Consider the following 17,050-nt stretch of genomic DNA (forward strand, 5'->3'; position numbering starts at 1 on the left):
GACAGCGAGCCTGCAGATAGCAGAAAGCAGATATAGGAGAGCCCGCCCGGCACCAGCGCGCCGGACGGGCGTCAAGGAGAGAAAAGAGAGCCAGAATCGTCTACTTGGCCGCCTCCTTGTCGGTATTGCTATGCTTCGGCATGATCCAGAATTTCAGCAGCGGATAGCTGACGATGACGGCGAGCAGGGTGTTGACCACTGACGCAATAGTCGCGGCGAGGCCTGCAGCCATGCCCCAGCTTTCGCACAGGGACGTGATATGCCCCGGCAAGGTGAGGTTGACAACCACGATAATCACAGCGAGAATCGCATATTTCCAAGCGGCGTTGGCGAAGCTGGCATCCGACTTGAACACCCATTTCATCTGCACAATGAAGTTCACCACCTGGGCGAGCACCTCGGCGAGCAGGAAGGTCAGGAAGCCACCCAGACCGTTGGCGCCCTTGCCGGTGTAGTCGAAAATCAGGAAGCCGAACGGCTGTGTGATGCCAAGCCACGACACGAACACGGCCGTGCCGATCCAGGTGACCACGAATCGTGTGATTGTCGAGATATTCGACAGCACGTTGAACAGAATGAACTCCCAGATATTCGGGTGTTCGTCGATCCAATGGCCGATGGGGCCGCGCTCGCGCCGCTTTTCCTCACGGCGAGGCTGGTCCGCCGGCGTCTGCCGACCTTTGGCGGCGGTGGTGTGATCAGTCATGATTAAGCTCCTTTGCGATACGTTTGTTGGCTGATTTGTTGCGGAAGAATCCTGCGATAAACGAACCGATGCCACGGAAGGTGTGCCCGTTGGCGATGGTCACGACGGCCTGCACCATCGCGGCATCCACCATGCCGCCAGTCATCTTGCACATCGCGCGCGGAGGCATGTTGAGCAGGAACAGCGTGTTGAGGTCCGGGGAACCGGTTTTGCGCCGTATCTTCTCCTCACGCGATTCCAGCCGTTTGGCGACGAACCGGGCGAAAGCGCCCTTGGAGTCCTTCCACGAAAGAATCGGATCGTTCATGGTGAACGTAATGGTCTTGCCTGGGGCGAGGACCTCATGGCCGAACAGGGCCGCCATCTGCGCGTCCGTCACATCCTTGACATGGCCGGTGAGATATGCACCAAGCGCCGGATTCGGGGCGATCGGATCGACATCGCCTTGGATCGTGGCCGTTGTCCGCAGCACGATGTCATGCGCGTCCGTGCCGATCATCAGCGTCCATTCGCCACGCTCAACATGCCAGCTCTGCGAGGCGACGTCATAGTGCCGGAAGGTGTAGCGGTCGAAATCGATGCGAACGGTCGTGCGCTCGTGGGCGCCAAGCGACACCTTTGCAAAGCCCTTGAGCTCGTGGTCCGGGCGCAAGACGCCGTTCTTGGGGCCGCGCACGTACAACTGCGCAACCGTCGCCCCCGGCATGTCCGACGTGTTCTCCACGGTGAAGGTCACGCCGTTGTCGTCGGCGTGCAGATCGCTGTATTCGAAGCGCGAGTAGCTCAGGCCGAATCCGAACGGGAAACGGACCGGCACACCGGCAGTCTCGTAATACCGGTAGCCGACGAACGGGCCTTCACGATAGATGGCATCGCGCCCGGGAGCCGGATACCAGCCGGAAGTCGGGTCGTCTTCGATATGCGAAGGCCAGGTCTGGGCGAGATGCCCGGACGGATTGACTTCGCCGGTGAGCACGCGCACCGCCGCGGAAGCCCCCGCCTGGCCGGACAAGCCGATGTACAGCAGCGCCGACACCTTGTCGAGCCACGGGAGCTCAACCGGGGCGCCTGCGACAAGCACTGCCACGACCGGCTTTCCGGTGGCGGCGAGCGCATCCATCAGCTTGTTCTGCACGGACGGAATCGCCATCGTGGAACGGTCCAGGCCTTCCGATTCGCTGCGCTCGTCAAGGCCAACCACGGCGACGACCGCATCAACGTCATCACGCGCAGCCAAGGCGACCGCATCCTCCAGCAACGCCCGGTTGTTCTGCCCCTGACGTTCATAGCCCTGTTCGTAGCCGATGACCTGCACATCTTGGCGTGCAGAAAGTTCGTCGAGGATATTCTCTTCACGTGTCGCATTGACTTTGGATGAACCGGAACCCTGGAATCTCGGGGTTTTCGCCATATCACCGATGACGGCGAGACGCACGCCGCGACGAAGCGGCAGAACGGCATTCCCATGTAAGGAGGCGTGATTCGAGGCGTTTTTCAGCAGGACCGCTGATTGTTCCGCGACCGTCCGCGCCACCGCGTGATGCGCCTTGATATTCGCCTCGCTGAGCAAATCATCCCGCCCGACCCCGGTGATGACGGTGTTGCGGGCGATATCGGCGACTTCTTTCGCGCGCAGGTTTAAATCGGCTTCAGACAGCGTACCTGCTTTGACCGCAGCGACCAGTTCACGCACGGACGTGTACCCGGGGGACGGCATTTCCAGCGATCCACCGGCCTTGACCGCAGCAACTGCGGAATTCGAGCCGCCCCAATCGGAGACGACCATGCCGTTGAAGCCCCATTCGTCGCGCAGGATGTCCCGCAGCAGATGCGGGTTTTCATGCGCGTACACGCCGTTGATCTGGTTGTACGAGCTCATGATCGCCAGCGGGTGGGCCTCGCGCACGGCGATTTCGAAACCCGTCAGATACACTTCCCGCATGGTGCGCTCGTCAATCACCGAATTGGAGGCCTGGCGGCGCAGCTCCTGGCTGTTGACGGCGAAATGCTTAGGGCATGCGGCGATTCCGTTGCTCTGGATGCCGCGGATCAGGCCGGCTGCCATACGGCCGGCTACCTGCGGATCCTCGGCATAGTATTCGAAGTTGCGCCCACACAACGGGTTGCGCTTGATATTCATACCCGGGCCGAGCAGGACGTTCACGCCGAGGTCGTGCGCTTCCGCGCCCAAGGCTTCACCCATGGTCTGTGCAAGGGCAGGATCCCAGGAGTTCGCGACCGTTCCCGCGGTCGGGAAACAGGTGGACGGTTTGGATTCCCCGATGCCCAGGTGGTCGCCGGATCCGAGCTGGCGGCGAACGCCGTGAGGGCCGTCGCTCATCACGAAACTCGGAATCCCTGCCCGTTCGTTGCCGCGCGAATCCCATTCCGAACCGCCGGAAAGCATCGCCGCTTTCTCGGTGGTTGAAAGATCTTCAAGGTCCATTGTTGCTCCCTGCCTTATGTCCGTCATGCTGCTGCGCGTGACGTTTCGGTATATTCTGATTCAATCAGAGCCGCAACCGCCATATCTGGCCATCTGCACAACCTGTCACTTTGGCGGCATATTCGGTCGGCGCCGGGTCGGGTCATCTGCCGCCGCCATCGTATTCTCGCTGGTGTTGGACTGCTAATGCCGGGTCACTGACGTTGGAACACTTATGTTGGGGCATGACGCGGCCTGTCCATATCCGCCTGCTTCTGCCTGTCCTCCCCGAATACCACCCAGTCAGGCACCAAAAGAATACGCCACCGGCGGCAGGCCAATCAACCTGTCGCCGGCGGCGTGTGGGAAGAAGGGAAGGAAGAATCCCAGCGGAGCCGGATCACCGCTGCATGTCAGCAGCTGCGCAACCCGGCTCTGCTACGGGGGTTGTGTTCGGGTCAGGCTTGGACATCACCGCCCTTGGACGCTGCCGGAGCGGCGGTCTTGGCCTCATTGCGGCGCTTGATATAGCGCTTGATGGTGAGGAATTCAAGACCGATGAACAGCACTGCGGTCACGCACCAGACGGCGATCATCGCAACGCGCCACACCGGGGTCGGCACCTTCGGCGTACCGTTCTCGTACTGCCAGCCGTTGACGGTGGTGTACAGGATGTTCTTCGCGGCCCGACGCATCGCCTTGACCGAAGTCGCGGACTTGTCGGTGATGTGGTTGGTCACCTTGGTGGTGGCGAGCATCGCATCGTTGCCGGCACGGACTTCCTGGTCGGCGTTCTGATAGCCATAACCGCCGAAGTAGTCGGTGAGCACGAACCCGCGGAAGCCCCATTCGTCACGCAGTACGGTCTGCAGCAGGTTGCTGGAAGCGCCCGCGTACGTGGCTCCAAGGTAGTTGAAGGAGCTCATCACCGCTTGGGCACCGCCCTGCTTGACGCTCATTTCGAAGGGCTTGAGGTACACCTCGCGGATGGACTGCTCGTTGGCCCACGTGCACAGCATGCTCAACCGGTTGGTTTCCTGGTCGTTCAGCGCGAAGTGCTTCATGAAGGAATACACGCCGCGGGTCTTTGCACCGGCGATCTCGTTGGACGCCATGGCACCGGAGAGCAGCGAATCTTCGGAGAAGTACTCGAAGGTACGGCCGGAGTACGGGTTGCGGTGGATGTTCATCGCGGGGGCATACCAGCCGGCGACATGCATGTCATGCGCCATCTGGCCGATCATCTCGCCGAACTGCTTGGCCAGATCCTTGTTCCACGTGCAGGCGAAGGACGTGGAGGATGGGAAGCCAATCGATCCGACACCGGTGAAGTTGTTGTTCAAAGCCGCCGGGCCATCGGCGTCAGTGAGCTGGACCTTGCCGATGGACTTGATGGCTTGAGTGCCGTAGCCGCCGTTGGCGATCAGATTGTCCATATCGTTGAAGGTGAGCTCGTCCAGCAGCTTGTCCCAAGCGGAATCGTCGTAGGACTTGCCGCGCAGGTCGCTGAGCTTGATGCCGTTCTTCGCGCCGGTGGTCGGCATCTTGTCGCTGGCGTCGTTGTGGTCGGCTGCCTTGTACAGGTTGTTGTTGGTGAACTCCTTCTTGGCGGCGTCGCTCATCGTGAAATCGGTGGGCGCAGCGGTGGCCTTCGCGTAGTTGGCGAAATGGTTGGCACGAGACAGGTAGGTCACGTCGCCTTCCGCGTTGGAGAACTGGTTGGTCGCGACGGTCTTGTCGCCGTTATGCGTGTCGGAGGCCTTGTTGTAGGTGATGGTCTTCGGCACATTCACGGTCTGCGTGGCGAGTACGGTGTGGGAATCGGACTGCAGCATGATCTGGTAGTCGCCTTTCTCCAGCACGTATGCCTTGGCGTTCTTCTCGTCGTAGGAGGCCATATCATCGTCGTCGAAGGAGATGGCGATGGTCTGAGAGGCGCCCGGCTCGAGCGTCTTGGTCTTTTCGAACGCCACCAGGTTCTTGGCCGCCTTTTCGATGCCGCCATTGGTGTACGGCGGATTGTAGTAGATTTCGACGGTGTCCTTGCCGGCGGTCTTGCCGGTATTGGTGACGGTCACCTTGAGGGAGACCTTGCCGTTGCTGTACGTGACTTTGCCCATCTTCTGGGTGAAATCGGTGTAGCTCAGGCCATAGCCGAAGGGGTATTGGACGATGTCATTGTAGTTGATCAGCCCTTCGCTCGCCGCGGTCTCGTAGAACTTGTAGCCCACGTAGATGCCTTCAGCATAGTTGACGAAGGTCGGGGTGCTCTTCTGCTCCTTGCCGGTGAACCCGATGTAGCTGGCTGCCTGCGCGTCGGCGTCCTTGTAGGCGAAATATCCGAAGTTGTTGTAGCTGACGGACTTGGTGAGGTCCTTGAGGAAGGTGTCGGAGGTCTTGCCGGACGGGTTCACCTTGCCTGCAAGCACTTCGCCGAGCGCGGTGAAGCCGGTCTGGCCGGCGGGCGGGCACCACAGTACGGACTTGATCTGCGGGTAATCCTTGAGAAAGTCGAACTGGAAGGCGTTCGCGCCGTTGTACACGAGGGTGACGTTCTTGAAGTTCGAGGTGACGAGCTTGACCATATCGCGCTCGGTCTGGTCGAGCTGCAAAATGCCCTCACCGTCCTTGAAGTCCTCATAGTCCTTGGAATTGTTGTGGTAGGTTATGCCCTTGGCCTTCATGTTGGTCGGCAGATCTGCGCCCTCGCCGCCGACGCGCGTGATGACGACCACGGCCTGGTCGGAGAAGCTCTTGGCCTGGTTCATCAGCGAATCGGAATACTGCGAAGCGGGCACCTCAGGCAGAGTCCAATCCTGTGCGAACATCTGCACCTGCGGACGGTCCTTGCGGTAGTCCGTGTACAGCTTGGTCAGCTGGCTGTTGGTGGTCAAGCCGGCCTTCTTCATGCCATCGAGCATGGATACCGTCGGGTACTGGTCGGACATGGCTCCGGAGCCGGTCCCGCCGTACACCGGGTTGGTGGAGCCCCAGCCGAAGACGTTGACCTTCTTGCTGCTCAGCGGCAGGTTGGCGTCGGCGTTCTTCAGCAGGGTCACGGCCTCTTCCTCGACACTGTTGGCGAGTTTGTTCGCCTGGGACACCGTGCTCGAGGACAGTTCGTACTTGGTGATCGTCGCGTTGTTGAGCAGGGTCGACAACGGGCCGGACAGCATCATGGAAATCGCGACGACGATGCCCACCAAGGCCACAAGCCACGACTGCGAATGCACGAGTTTCCGTGTCGCCACAACGCGCACGGTCTTCTTGTTGACAGCGATTGTGATGATGATCGCCAGCAGCAGCAACACGCCTGCGGTGACCAGATACGGCACCAGCGAGTTGATGACGGCGACAACATCTGCCATGTTGATCTGTAACATGGTCGTCTCCTCCTTGTTTGTGGTGCATGTCTCGACCGTGTCGATGCTGCTTCCACGCCTCACACCGATGTGTCGCCCGTCTTCGGGAGCGGTCCAACATGCCTTGATGCCATTGCACCAGAAAATATGTCCTGTCGTGCCTCTACGCCCCATCCTGTCATTTCGGGTGCATAATCTGCACGCTTCCCGTGCATGACCTGCCGACGTGTCATGACAGGTCCGGCACGCTTGCACCTTGGTATCACTAGGATTGGGGCTATGAGCGATTTGAACGCGTTGAATCTCGAAGCAGGCGAGGAAATCGGCGGCTACACGCTGATTTCCCGGCTCGGCAGTGGTGCAATGGGGTCGGTTTGGCGCGTGAAGGACGACGGCGGGCAGGAATACGCGATGAAGATCCTGCGCGATTCCCTGGTTGATGACGGCGAGACGACCGGCCAGGCCACCCGCGACCATGCGACCGCCCGCGAGCGCCTGCGCCGCGAGGCGATGGCGTTGCGGCGCATCAAACATCCCGGCGTGTGCTCGATTGTGGATATGGAATTGGATGATGCGGTCGCGTTCATTGTCACGGAGCTGATCGAGGGCAGGAACTTGCGCGAGGATGTCGCCGCCAACGGCCGGTATGTGGGCGACGATCTGGAGCGTCTGTCACGCAAGCTGATTGACGCGGTCGAGGCGGTGCACGCGGCGGGGATCGTGCATCGCGACATCAAGCCGACGAATGTGATGGTCGCGGCGAGCGGGCCGATTCTGGTGGATTTCGGCATCGCGATGGGCGAAGGGGAAAGCCATGTCACGCGGACCGGGCTGGTGATGGGCACACCCGGGTTCATTGCCCCGGAAATCATTGACGGCGCCGAATCAAGCGAGGCGACGGACTGGTGGTCGACCGCCTCGGTGCTGGCGTTCGCTGCGACCGGCCAGCCGGTGTTCGGCACGAAGCCGATGATGGCGGTGCTGGAGCGCGAGGCGCACGGCAACGCGAATCTTTCTGGGCTGCCGGCACGCACAGCAGCCGCATTCCGGTCTGCTCTCGACCCGGACCCCGATCACAGGTGCACGCCGAAGCAGCTGCTGCACACCATCGCCGCGGATGCGTTGAATCCGGCCGCTTGGGATGATGCGCAAGACCAGATGGTGGACGGGCAGACGGTTGTGTTTCCCCCTGCAGACGGCAGCGAGCGCTCTGAAGACGGGGGCGCGATGCTCCCTTTTGACGGGGGCGATGCGGTGAATGCCGGGCACACCACCAGGGACGCCACCATGCAAGCCGACAATCCGAGGTCGTTGTGGGTGGCTGATACCGGCGACGGCTGGGACGACGACAGCCATGAGGAAAACGGCCCAGAATCCGCTGATATCGGCGGTGACCGCGGAACCGATGCCGACGATGATGCCACTGATGTCGTTAACACGGTTGATCCCGACGACGCTGCTGATGCCCGCGCCGATATGAATTCCGCGAAATTTGCAGATACCGCCAGTTCTTCCAACGCCTCGGATTGCGCCATGGTAATCGACGACCAGCCTACTGTTGCCGCACCGGTTCCGATTACCGCGACCGCAGTGATGCCGCATGACGATCCCACGCGTCTGCTCCCCGATGCCGCCGGCGCCCCCTACGCCGCGAATACCGCTAACACCGCGAATACCGCGAACGAGACGATGCCGCCGTCCATTCTCCCGGAAGATGGAGCCGAAACCGGGCAGGCGGCCGGGCAACCGGTCCTGCCGGCAACGCAAGCGGCGGTGCCAGGAACCCAGCATCAGCCCAATCCCGCCGATATCAAGCGTGCACAGTATCTCAAGCGCGGAACGCTCCCGCTCGCTGCGCTGACCGTTCCGGTCGCCATCACCGCGGCGGCGATGCCGCTCATCGCATGGATTCTCGCCGGCGTGCTGATCTGGCTGCTCATCGCTATCGGTCTGAATACCGGTTCACAGCTTGACCGCGAAAGCAAACGCGGCGGGACGCGCAAACGCGGCGATGGCGCGTTGCGCGTGGCAACCATGCCGTGGCATATCGTCAAAGGACTGGCGCTGACCATCCCCCGCGCCCTACTGGCCGGCATCATCGCCACACTGGTGGTCATCATCGCCACACTCGCCTTACATTTGCCGACATTCCCGGCGCCATGGCATGCCAACGGCTGGGTCGTTCCGTTCGTGTTGCTCGCCGGCCATCCGCTGTCGGTCAGCGGCTGCGTCCTGGCAGGTGCCGCCGCCATCGGATGGCTTGTCAGCGTGTTCGCGCCTAGGGCCGCCGCAATCCGATTGGGCTCAGGCGCATTGCGCGGTCTTCCCCGCGACACGGGAAGCACTCTCCCGGCTGAAGGCAATAGTGAGACCGGCCAAAACGACGCGCCGGAACGCAAGGGCGCGGGCGGCCGACGGACAACGCTGCTCGTGATATGGCTGATGCTGGTGGTCGCCGCCGTGGTGGCGATGCTGATGACTGGTGCAATCAATTGGGTACCGTTGATGGTCACTGGCTACATGCACATGTGATAGGCCGGTGCCGATTGCCGGAACCGCAAGAATCCGGGACTTTGCCGGCGGTTCTCGCCGTCCTCGATTAGACTATCCGACAGTGAGCGGTCATGGATGCCGCGGTCGCGGAATCGTGCATACCAGAAAGGACAATCATGCCCCAGAACGACAAGAGGAACGCCAAACGCCGTACCCGTGCGGAACGCCGGGCTGAGGAAGAAGCGCGTCTGAAGGAGCAGGCCGCCCAGGCGGAACACGAGCGCAAACAGCAGACGCTGATTGGCGCAATCGTGGTTCTCGTGGTCGTGGCGTTGGTGGCAGTCATCGGCGTCACGGTCTATCGCAACACGCATCCGTCCTCGACATCCACATCATCCGGCTCTGCTTCGCCTACATCCGTCGCCGCCGCGAAAAAGGCGATGAACGCGGTGAAGACCAAGCCGTCAAAGGCGAATTCCACCGGTGGATTCCTGTTCTCGAAGAACGGATACAACAAGACAATTAGCGACGCCCCCACCATCGCGCTGTATATGGATCCGATCTGCCCGGGCTGTGGGTCGATGCACCGGCAGATTGATTCGACTCTTGCGTCGATGTTCGACGCGGGACAGGTCAATCTTGAATTCCATCTGATGACCTCGCGTGACGCAAGCTCCTCGGACAACTACTCTTCGCGCGCCGCCAACGCCGCAGTGTACATCGTGGAGCACGACGACAACCCGGAGCATCTGCTCAAGTACATCGAAAATATCTACGACGAGGATTTCCAGCCTGACGAAGCCGACTCCTATGTCCCGGTGAGCGACAAGAAGCTGCAGGAGCAGGCGGAGAAGGCCGGGGTCTCAACCGCTGTGGCCTCCAAAGCGTTCTCGAATACCTACACCGCCTGGCTCAAGGCCGCGGACACCTATACGAGCATGCGGCCGGAGCTTGAGAACGTCTCAGGCAATTACGCCGGCTACATGACCACGCCTACCGTGACCATCAACGGCACGTATCTGGATTTGGTGAAGGTCGGCCAGTACAACATGTCGATTAAGGACGCGATTCTCACCTCCATCGGCCTGAAGGAAAGCCAGGTCGGCAAGATCGGCGTCATGCCGTCGATCGGCTCCGGCAAGCCGAAGGCCATCGACACCGGCAAGTAACGGAATCGGCGTCGCGGCTGTATGCGCAGCAGATTCACGCCCCGGTCGTTATGGCCGGGGCTTTTGTCATGCCTGGCGACGCGGGGGTTGCAGGTACGGCGGCGCAACGGCTGCAACACAACACGGTTCGCGACGCTCGTGCTGAATTCGCGGAGATGACCCCTGTGATGTTCATTCTGGGATCCACCCCATGTTCGTCCTGAGCGAACATATCAACAACTTCACACATCATTCACTTTTGCAAACGTTGCTTTCCTTGATGCCGACATCGCCCCCACGACACGGTTCCGACCCTATGGTGAGTCGATGTTCGTCAGCACTGGTATGCTAGTTCCTTGTACGCTCAGGACGCGACAACACTACGGTTGCCGCCGACGCGCGAACGCCTCCTTAGCTCAGATGGCCAGAGCGGCCGCCTTGTAAGCGGCAGGTCGTCGGTTCGATCCCGACAGGAGGCTCGAAACGTGGTACAGTATTGTTGTGCCATAATGGTGGCACCACGTTGAGTCTTACTGCGAGTAAGTAAGCCAAGGGCCTTCCCCCCAACTATGACCCTTGGCAACACAAAGGTGGAGCGTCCCCCCAACCAGCTTCACCTTGAGGGGGGCCGGAACATCCCCTTCTCTTCGGCCCCCCTTTCTCTTCCAAGTCCGCCCGCTGTGGGGCGGACTTGTTTTTTCCAGCGCATACGAATTCCGCGAAACCGGCCACGGGAGCCTTCGGGCGAGGCCAGGCTGTGGAATCATCGGCCAACATCCGCATCAGGACAGCCAGATACGCATCGGGCGGTGTGGCAATGCACATCAGCAAGTTCCGCCCTCTCCCCTTCCTCCACAAACTCGTTACGCCAGGACCGCCACGAGCCCCCAAGCAACCGAGCAACCGCAGGCAGCGAACCCTGCGAATGTGGGAGAATGTTGCGAGCTGCGCCGAATACCCCACCGCGCCCGGGCAAGTCGCTACAATGCAAGCCAGAGGCTCTGCCAGACAGGCAACCCGTTCTACGATTTCGGAAGGTGATGGCATGGCGCGTCGTTGGACTCCACAACGCACGGTGATACTGCGTCGCATCAGAGTGGCATGCTGCTCAATCGCGGTCGTACTCGCCTCAGTGTGCACATTCACTGTCGGCGCGAGAAAAACCGTCGCCCTCTCCATCAACGGACAGACCACGACAATCACCACGTATGCCTCCTCGGTGGATCGCTTGCTCAGCGAACGCGGCGTCACCATCAAATCCCATGACATCATCGAGTCCACCTCGAAAGGCGCGCTCAAAGACCATGATGTGGTCACCATCCGCTCGGCATACGAGACGACTATCAACATCGACGGCACCGAGGTCCCGTTCTGGACAGTCGCCACAAGCATGGACCAGCTGCTCGGCTTCTTCGAGCAGAACGAACAGGCCGCTTCGAAAGTGACCGTCGACATCAAGAACGTCTACAACCAGCTCACTGGCGGCCTAGTCATCAACGAGGCCGGCCCGGTCACCGTCATAGCGGACGGCACCACGTCCATCGCGCCGAACGGCAAACTGACGGCTGCGTCAATCCTTGATTCCAAGGGCATCACGCTCGGCAAGGAAGACCGCGTGAGCGTCGAGCGGGACAACGGGACAACCATCCTGCGCGTGCAACGCGTCAAGCATCAGACCGAAACCCGCACGGAAACCATTCCCTTCGACACGCAGACCGTAGTCGACAACAGCCTGCAGCCTGGGCAGACCGTCATTCAACAGGCTGGACAGAACGGCACCAAAGTCGACACGTATGACGTCACGTATGTGGATGGCGTCAAGGAAAGTGAGACATTGACCTCGTCGCAGACCACGGCGGTTCCGGTCATGCAGATCATCGCCGTAGGACCGGAGCAGTCCAGCGATTCTGCGGATTCCGGCAGTTCGGACAGCGGATCGGCGGCGGCAGGCGGTTCAGATTCCGGTAACTCTGGCGACTCCGGTTCCAGTGGCTCAGGTTCCTCGTCATCATCATCAGGCTCATCGTCACCATCCGCCTCGGCGTCGTCCTCGCCGTCCTCCACGGGCAGCGCTTCATCCAGTACTTCGCCGTCACCATCGCCGTCGAAGACAGCCACAGCGTCACCAAGCCCGTCCAAGACCACGCCAAAACCGACCCCAACACCAACCCAGACTGCGGCGCCGAAACCAAGCCCCAGCCCAAGCAAAACCACGCCGTCGAACAGCGGATCTTCAAACAGTGGGTCATCCAGCAGCAGCGGATCGTCCGCGGCCGGCTCCAGACTGTGGCACCCAACCGTCCAGCAAGCTCAGACCTATGCCGCCGGCGCCGCTGCACAACGCGGTTGGACCGGCGACGAGTGGACAAGCCTGGTGAACCTGTGGACCAAGGAATCCGGTTGGCGCTGGTCCGCCGGCAACCCCACATCGGGCGCCTACGGTATCCCCCAATCCCTGCCGGGCAGCAAAATGGCTCAATTCGGGGCAAACTGGAAGGATGACGGCGCGGTCCAGATCGACTGGGGCCTGTATTACATCACCATCCGTTACGGCAAACCCTCCGTCGCCTGGCAGCATTGGAAAGATTTCAACTGGTACTGATCGATTCCCTCCACCGACCACCACGCAACCGAACTCGACAAGAAGCACGAATGAATACCACAACACCCCTGCAGACGGCGAACAATCGGAAGAACAACGCCCCGGAACATGCCGGGCACCTGCTCGGAGCCGCGGATATCCGCCGTATCGCCGCCGAGGCGGGCATCCACCCGACCAAGAAATTCGGGCAGAATTTCGTCATCGACCCGGGCACCGTCCGAAAAATCGTCCACGAATCCGGCGTTTCGGCCGGCGACACCGTGTTGGAGGTCGGTCCGGGGCTCGGATCACTCACGTTGGCGCTGCTGGAAGCCGGAACCGATGTTACTGCGATTGAAATCGACCCACCCCTCGCACAACGCCTTCCCGACACCGTCATGGACTTCATGCCGCAAGCCGCGGACCGATTGCATGTAATCAACCACGACGCGCTGAGCGTCACCCCCGAGGACACGCCTGAGCTGTCAACAGCCCCGCACATCACGCTGGTCGCGAACCTCCCATACAACGTGGCCACGCCGATCATCCTGACTCTGCTTGAACGCTTCCCGCAACTGGACCGCTTCACGGTCATGGTGCAAAAAGAGGTCGCCGACCGGCTCGCCGCAAAGCCGGGAAGCAAGATTTACGGCACCCCCAGCGTCAAACTCGCATGGTACGGCATCGCACAGCGTTCGGCGATGATTGGCCGCAACGTGTTCTGGCCGGCTCCGAACGTCGATTCCGCGCTGGTGACCTTCACCCGATATCCCGGCGGGCAGCTGCCGGAGGCCTCCAGCCTAGGGGTCGCACGCGACGATGTCTTCGCACTGGTCGATGCCGCCTTCGGGCAGCGGCGCAAGACCTTGCACGCCGCCCTCAAACACATGGTTTCCCCGGAGGCCTTCACGGCATCCGGCATCGATCCGACCCGGCGCGGCGAGACCTTGACCATTGAAGAATTCACACGCCTTACGGTCGCACGGACCGCGCACACCAGCACCGTCGGAGAGCGGGCATCAGCATGAAGGTGAGCGTGGATTGCCCCGCGAAGACCAATATCACCCTGCATGTGGGCGCGAAACATGCGGATTGGGGCGGACGGCACGAGCTTGACACCATCTACTGCGCGCTCGGCGTCTACGACACGGTCACCGTGTCCCCCACGCAACCCGGCGGCGGTGTACGGCTGTCGATGGACGGGGAGCATCTTGCAGACCTTGCCGACCTCGCAGGCAACGGCGACAACAGCCACAACCATGCCGTGCGCGCGGTCAACGCGTTGGCGCAGGCGAGCGGGCATAACCCCGATGTCGACGTGCATATCGTCAAGCGCATCCCTGTCGCAGCAGGTTTGGCCGGAGGTTCGGCGGACGCCGCGGCGACCCTGCTGGCGCTCGACACGCTGTGGGATCTGCATTGGCCGATTGACCGCTTGCAGCAGGTCGCAGCAACACTGGGCGCCGACATGCCGTTCTGCCTGACCGGCGGATATGCGCACGGTACCGGATTCGGTGAGCGCATCACCCCGATACCGCCGGACAGCGAATCCGCAATACAGCTGCGCAATCAAGGATTCGCGGGTTTGGTGCTCGTCGGTGCGTACGATTCGCAGCTCAGCACACCCCGTGTGTATGCCGAGTTCGACCGGATTGGCGACGGGCGGCACAATACCGGCGACGTCAAGCCGGCCAACGATTTGCAGTATGCTGCGGTGCAGCTTCATCCACGCAGCGGCACGGCAATTGACTTGGCGATCGCAGCCGGAGCGACCCATGCATTCGTATCTGGTTCAGGACCTTCCGTCGTCGCTTTCGTGCCGAATTCCCGCGCGCTGTCGGCGGTCGCCGAGTCGTGGCGCGCAGGCAATGCCGTCGATCGAATCATCGAAGCACAGGCACCGGCCGTGCCGCGGATCCATGTCGCCCGTGGAGTCAGCGATTGCCGGTAGAGTGAGATGGATACAGGAACGAAGAGGATGCTATGACCGGAATCTATGATGAACGCGCGGCACGCAAAGCCTATGTGCGCCACCGTCAGACCGCGGTGTTTACTTTCACCATCATGGGCATGGTGATTGCGTTGATCATCGCCCTGCTGTTCTCGTTCCATGTATTCGGTCTGGGCTCGGTGTCAACCGCCGAGACGCTGCCGAATTATGGCGTCTCCGCCGCCTGCGCCGTGCCGGATTCATCAGGAACAGCGAAATACGTTGACAACTCGACCGTCCACGTCCGCGTGCTCAACGGCACCCAGCATTCGGGGTTTGCGCGCGCTGTCGGCGAAGCACTCACCAATCGCGGGTTCACCGTGGAGAACGTGTCGAACTACCAGAAGACTGACGTCAAGCGGACCATCATCTATTACGGCAAGAACACCATCAACGAAGCGTACACGCTCAACGACAACTTCACCGATGCAGTTATGAAGATGGACGACCGTCAGGACAAGCTCATCGACGTGGTGCTCGGCGCCACCTTCGACAATCTCAAAACCAAGTCGAAGGTGCTGGGCAAGGGCGCGAAAATCACCGATGTCAGCGGCTGCCTCGATAGCAGCAAGATGACGAATCTGCCCAAGGCCCTAGCCCATGACGCGGTGAACTGACGCATACGCTGACCACACACCAGTCGGCACCTGCTTTCCCCACTCCCCCACTTTCACAAACTGGTTACGCTGGGGATGCGCTCAGCATAACCAGTTTGTAGAAATAGATCTGGGCACGGAGAAAGTTCAGGTACGGGAAAAGGGCTGGTCGTGTTATGCCATGGCATAACACGGCGTGTCACGGCACGGGCGCCGCGTGCCACAGCATGACACGGCATCACACATGATGGCACGCATTCTTTCCAGCGTTGCTACGCCCGTTCTCACATCACCTCAAGCGTTCTGCGCGGCGGCCCAACGTTTGAGTTCTTCGACCGCCGCTTCATGGCCGACCGGACCGTTATCCAACCGGTATTCCAGCATGTGCTGGTAGGCGACACCCACTTGGGGCCCGGGCTCGAGACCCAGCAGTTGCATGATTTCGTTGCCGTCAAGCTCAGGGCGGATCGCCTCGATGTCCTCACGCTGTTTGAGGTCGCGGACCCTCTGTTCCATTTCGTCCATCGCATCGGAGAACATCTGGGCTTTGCGTTTGTTTTGCGTGGTCGCGTCGGCGCGGGTCAGCCGGTTGAGACGCTCGTACAGCGGCCCTGCGTCGCGAACGTAGCGACGGACCGCGGAATCGGTCCAAGGTTCGTCGACATACCCATGGAAACGCAGGTGCATGTTCACCAGTTCGCTCACATCTTGGACGATGTGATGGTCGAAATGCAGGGCGCGCAGGCGTTTGCGCGTCAATTTTGCGCCGACGGCGTCATGATGATGGAAGCTGACCTTGCCGTGGTCTTCGAACTTACGGGTCGCCGGCTTGCCGATGTCATGCAGCAGCGCTGCGAGCCGCAACTCGAGGTCGGGGGCCGGGACCGGGCCGTCCGGGCCAGTTTCCAGCGCCACCGCACGGTCGAGTACGATCATTGTGTGTTCGAAGACATCCTTATGCCGGTGATGTTCGTCGATTTCCAGCTTCAACGCGGGAATCTCCGGCAGCACGATATCGGCGAGCCCAGATTCCACCAGCGCCTCCACTCCGGCGCGCGGCCGGGTCGACAGCAGCATTTTGACCAGTTCGTCGCGTACGCGCTCGGCGGAGACGATGCGGATACGCTCGGTCATTTCGGTGATCGCCTGCGCGGTCTCCGGCTCGATGCTGAATCCCAGCTGGGCGACGAAACGAATCGCGCGCATCATACGCAACGGATCGTCGTCAAAGGATTGACGTGGATCGACGGGCGTGCGCAACACGCCCTTGGCCAGGTCGTTCGCGCCGCCGAACGGATCGACGAACTCCAGATCCGGTACGCGCAACGCCATGGCGTTCACCGTGAAATCGCGCCGCGACAGATCCCCTTCCAGCGAATCGCCGTAATTGACTTCCGGTTTGCGCGAATCCGGATCATACGTGTCGCTGCGGTACGTGGTCACCTCGACCTGTACCGGCGTGCCGTCAGGCCGGCGGCGCATGGCGCCGAGCGTGCCGAATTTGCGGCCCATATCCCAGAAACCGTCGTGTCCCCATGCCCGCAGGATATGTTCAAACTGCTCAGGCCTGGCCGACGAGCAGAAATCAAGGTCGTGGGATTTGCGATGCAACAGCAGGTCACGTACCGGACCTCCCACGAGAGCCAGCTCATAGCCTTCATCCGCGAACATATGACCCAGCTCTATCGCTTCTGGCCAGACTTCGAAATTCAACGCGCGCCCTTTCGATTCAGCACTTTCTACGCCTCC

Annotated in this window: 10 protein-coding genes and 1 tRNA gene; 7 read left to right on the forward strand and 4 right to left on the reverse strand. The window is 61.1% G+C overall.

Annotated features, from left to right (window positions below):
- Positions 1-100 precede the first annotated feature (100 nt).
- The 3 genes from CQR48_RS00145 to CQR48_RS00155 all read right to left on the reverse strand — a co-directional run bounded on the left by CQR48_RS00145 (position 101) and on the right by CQR48_RS00155 (position 6,514).
- Positions 101-706, reverse strand: a complete 606-nt coding sequence (locus tag CQR48_RS00145; RefSeq protein WP_143252435.1) for a GtrA domain-containing protein — start codon at positions 704-706, stop codon at positions 101-103.
- On the reverse strand, positions 699-3,152 hold the full coding sequence (locus CQR48_RS00150) for a glycoside hydrolase family 3 C-terminal domain-containing protein (RefSeq protein ID WP_244898852.1): 2,454 nt from the start codon (positions 3,150-3,152) through the stop codon (positions 699-701). The genes CQR48_RS00145 and CQR48_RS00150 overlap by 8 nt, the downstream gene beginning before the upstream one ends.
- Positions 3,153-3,589: 437 nt before the next feature.
- Positions 3,590-6,514 (reverse strand): glycoside hydrolase family 3 protein, encoded by a 2,925-nt coding sequence (locus CQR48_RS00155; protein ID WP_101451562.1) that lies wholly within the window; start codon positions 6,512-6,514, stop codon positions 3,590-3,592.
- A gap of 249 nt (positions 6,515-6,763) precedes the next feature.
- On the opposite strand from CQR48_RS00155, the gene CQR48_RS00160 reads away from it, so the two are divergent.
- The 7 genes from CQR48_RS00160 to CQR48_RS00190 all read left to right on the forward strand — a co-directional run bounded on the left by CQR48_RS00160 (position 6,764) and on the right by CQR48_RS00190 (position 15,322).
- Complete coding sequence (locus CQR48_RS00160; RefSeq protein WP_180335079.1) at positions 6,764-9,025, forward strand: serine/threonine-protein kinase; 2,262 nt, start codon at positions 6,764-6,766, stop codon at positions 9,023-9,025.
- A gap of 137 nt (positions 9,026-9,162) precedes the next feature.
- Positions 9,163-10,155 (forward strand): DsbA family protein, encoded by a 993-nt coding sequence (locus CQR48_RS00165; RefSeq protein ID WP_015451343.1) that lies wholly within the window; start codon positions 9,163-9,165, stop codon positions 10,153-10,155.
- Positions 10,156-10,539: 384 nt separating this feature from the next.
- Positions 10,540-10,613: transfer RNA gene (locus CQR48_RS00170), tRNA-Thr, on the forward strand.
- A 566-nt stretch (positions 10,614-11,179) separates the two neighbouring features.
- A complete protein-coding gene (locus tag CQR48_RS00175; RefSeq protein ID WP_101451564.1) occupies positions 11,180-12,736 on the forward strand; it encodes an aggregation-promoting factor C-terminal-like domain-containing protein in 1,557 nt (518 codons plus the stop codon).
- Positions 12,737-12,786: 50 nt separating this feature from the next.
- Entirely contained in the window at positions 12,787-13,743 is a 957-nt protein-coding gene (gene rsmA, locus CQR48_RS00180) for a 16S rRNA (adenine(1518)-N(6)/adenine(1519)-N(6))-dimethyltransferase RsmA (RefSeq protein WP_101451565.1), read from the forward strand.
- A complete protein-coding gene (locus CQR48_RS00185) occupies positions 13,740-14,666 on the forward strand; it encodes a 4-(cytidine 5'-diphospho)-2-C-methyl-D-erythritol kinase (protein WP_101451566.1) in 927 nt (308 codons plus the stop codon). The genes rsmA and CQR48_RS00185 overlap by 4 nt, the downstream gene beginning before the upstream one ends.
- 32 nt (positions 14,667-14,698) lie before the next feature.
- Positions 14,699-15,322 (forward strand): LytR C-terminal domain-containing protein, encoded by a 624-nt coding sequence (locus CQR48_RS00190; RefSeq protein WP_015451348.1) that lies wholly within the window; start codon positions 14,699-14,701, stop codon positions 15,320-15,322.
- 273 nt (positions 15,323-15,595) lie between these two features.
- Here the strand turns inward: CQR48_RS00190 and CQR48_RS00195 are convergent, their stop codons facing one another.
- The gene (locus CQR48_RS00195) at positions 15,596-17,014 is read right to left on the reverse strand and encodes a CCA tRNA nucleotidyltransferase (RefSeq protein WP_029576267.1); all 1,419 of its coding nucleotides are present in this window, start codon (positions 17,012-17,014) and stop codon (positions 15,596-15,598) included.
- Positions 17,015-17,050 lie beyond the last annotated feature (36 nt).

This window comes from Bifidobacterium thermophilum (assembly GCF_002846655.1).
Classification (GTDB): domain Bacteria; phylum Actinomycetota; class Actinomycetes; order Actinomycetales; family Bifidobacteriaceae; genus Bifidobacterium; species Bifidobacterium thermophilum.

What these genes read in the sequence shown, in the direction of transcription:
- CQR48_RS00150 (WP_244898852.1), bottom strand. Translation starts at nt 3,152, where the DNA reads ATGGACCTTGAAGATCTTTCAACCACCGAGAAAGCGGCGATGCTTTCC.
- CQR48_RS00155 (WP_101451562.1), bottom strand. Translation starts at nt 6,514, where the DNA reads ATGTTACAGATCAACATGGCAGATGTTGTCGCCGTCATCAACTCGCTG.
- CQR48_RS00175 (WP_101451564.1), top strand. Translation starts at nt 11,180, where the DNA reads ATGGCGCGTCGTTGGACTCCACAACGCACGGTGATACTGCGTCGCATC.
- CQR48_RS00190 (WP_015451348.1), top strand. Translation starts at nt 14,699, where the DNA reads ATGACCGGAATCTATGATGAACGCGCGGCACGCAAAGCCTATGTGCGC.
- CQR48_RS00145 (WP_143252435.1), bottom strand. Translation starts at nt 706, where the DNA reads ATGACTGATCACACCACCGCCGCCAAAGGTCGGCAGACGCCGGCGGAC.
- rsmA (WP_101451565.1), top strand. Translation starts at nt 12,787, where the DNA reads ATGAATACCACAACACCCCTGCAGACGGCGAACAATCGGAAGAACAAC.
- CQR48_RS00165 (WP_015451343.1), top strand. Translation starts at nt 9,163, where the DNA reads ATGCCCCAGAACGACAAGAGGAACGCCAAACGCCGTACCCGTGCGGAA.
- CQR48_RS00185 (WP_101451566.1), top strand. Translation starts at nt 13,740, where the DNA reads ATGAAGGTGAGCGTGGATTGCCCCGCGAAGACCAATATCACCCTGCAT.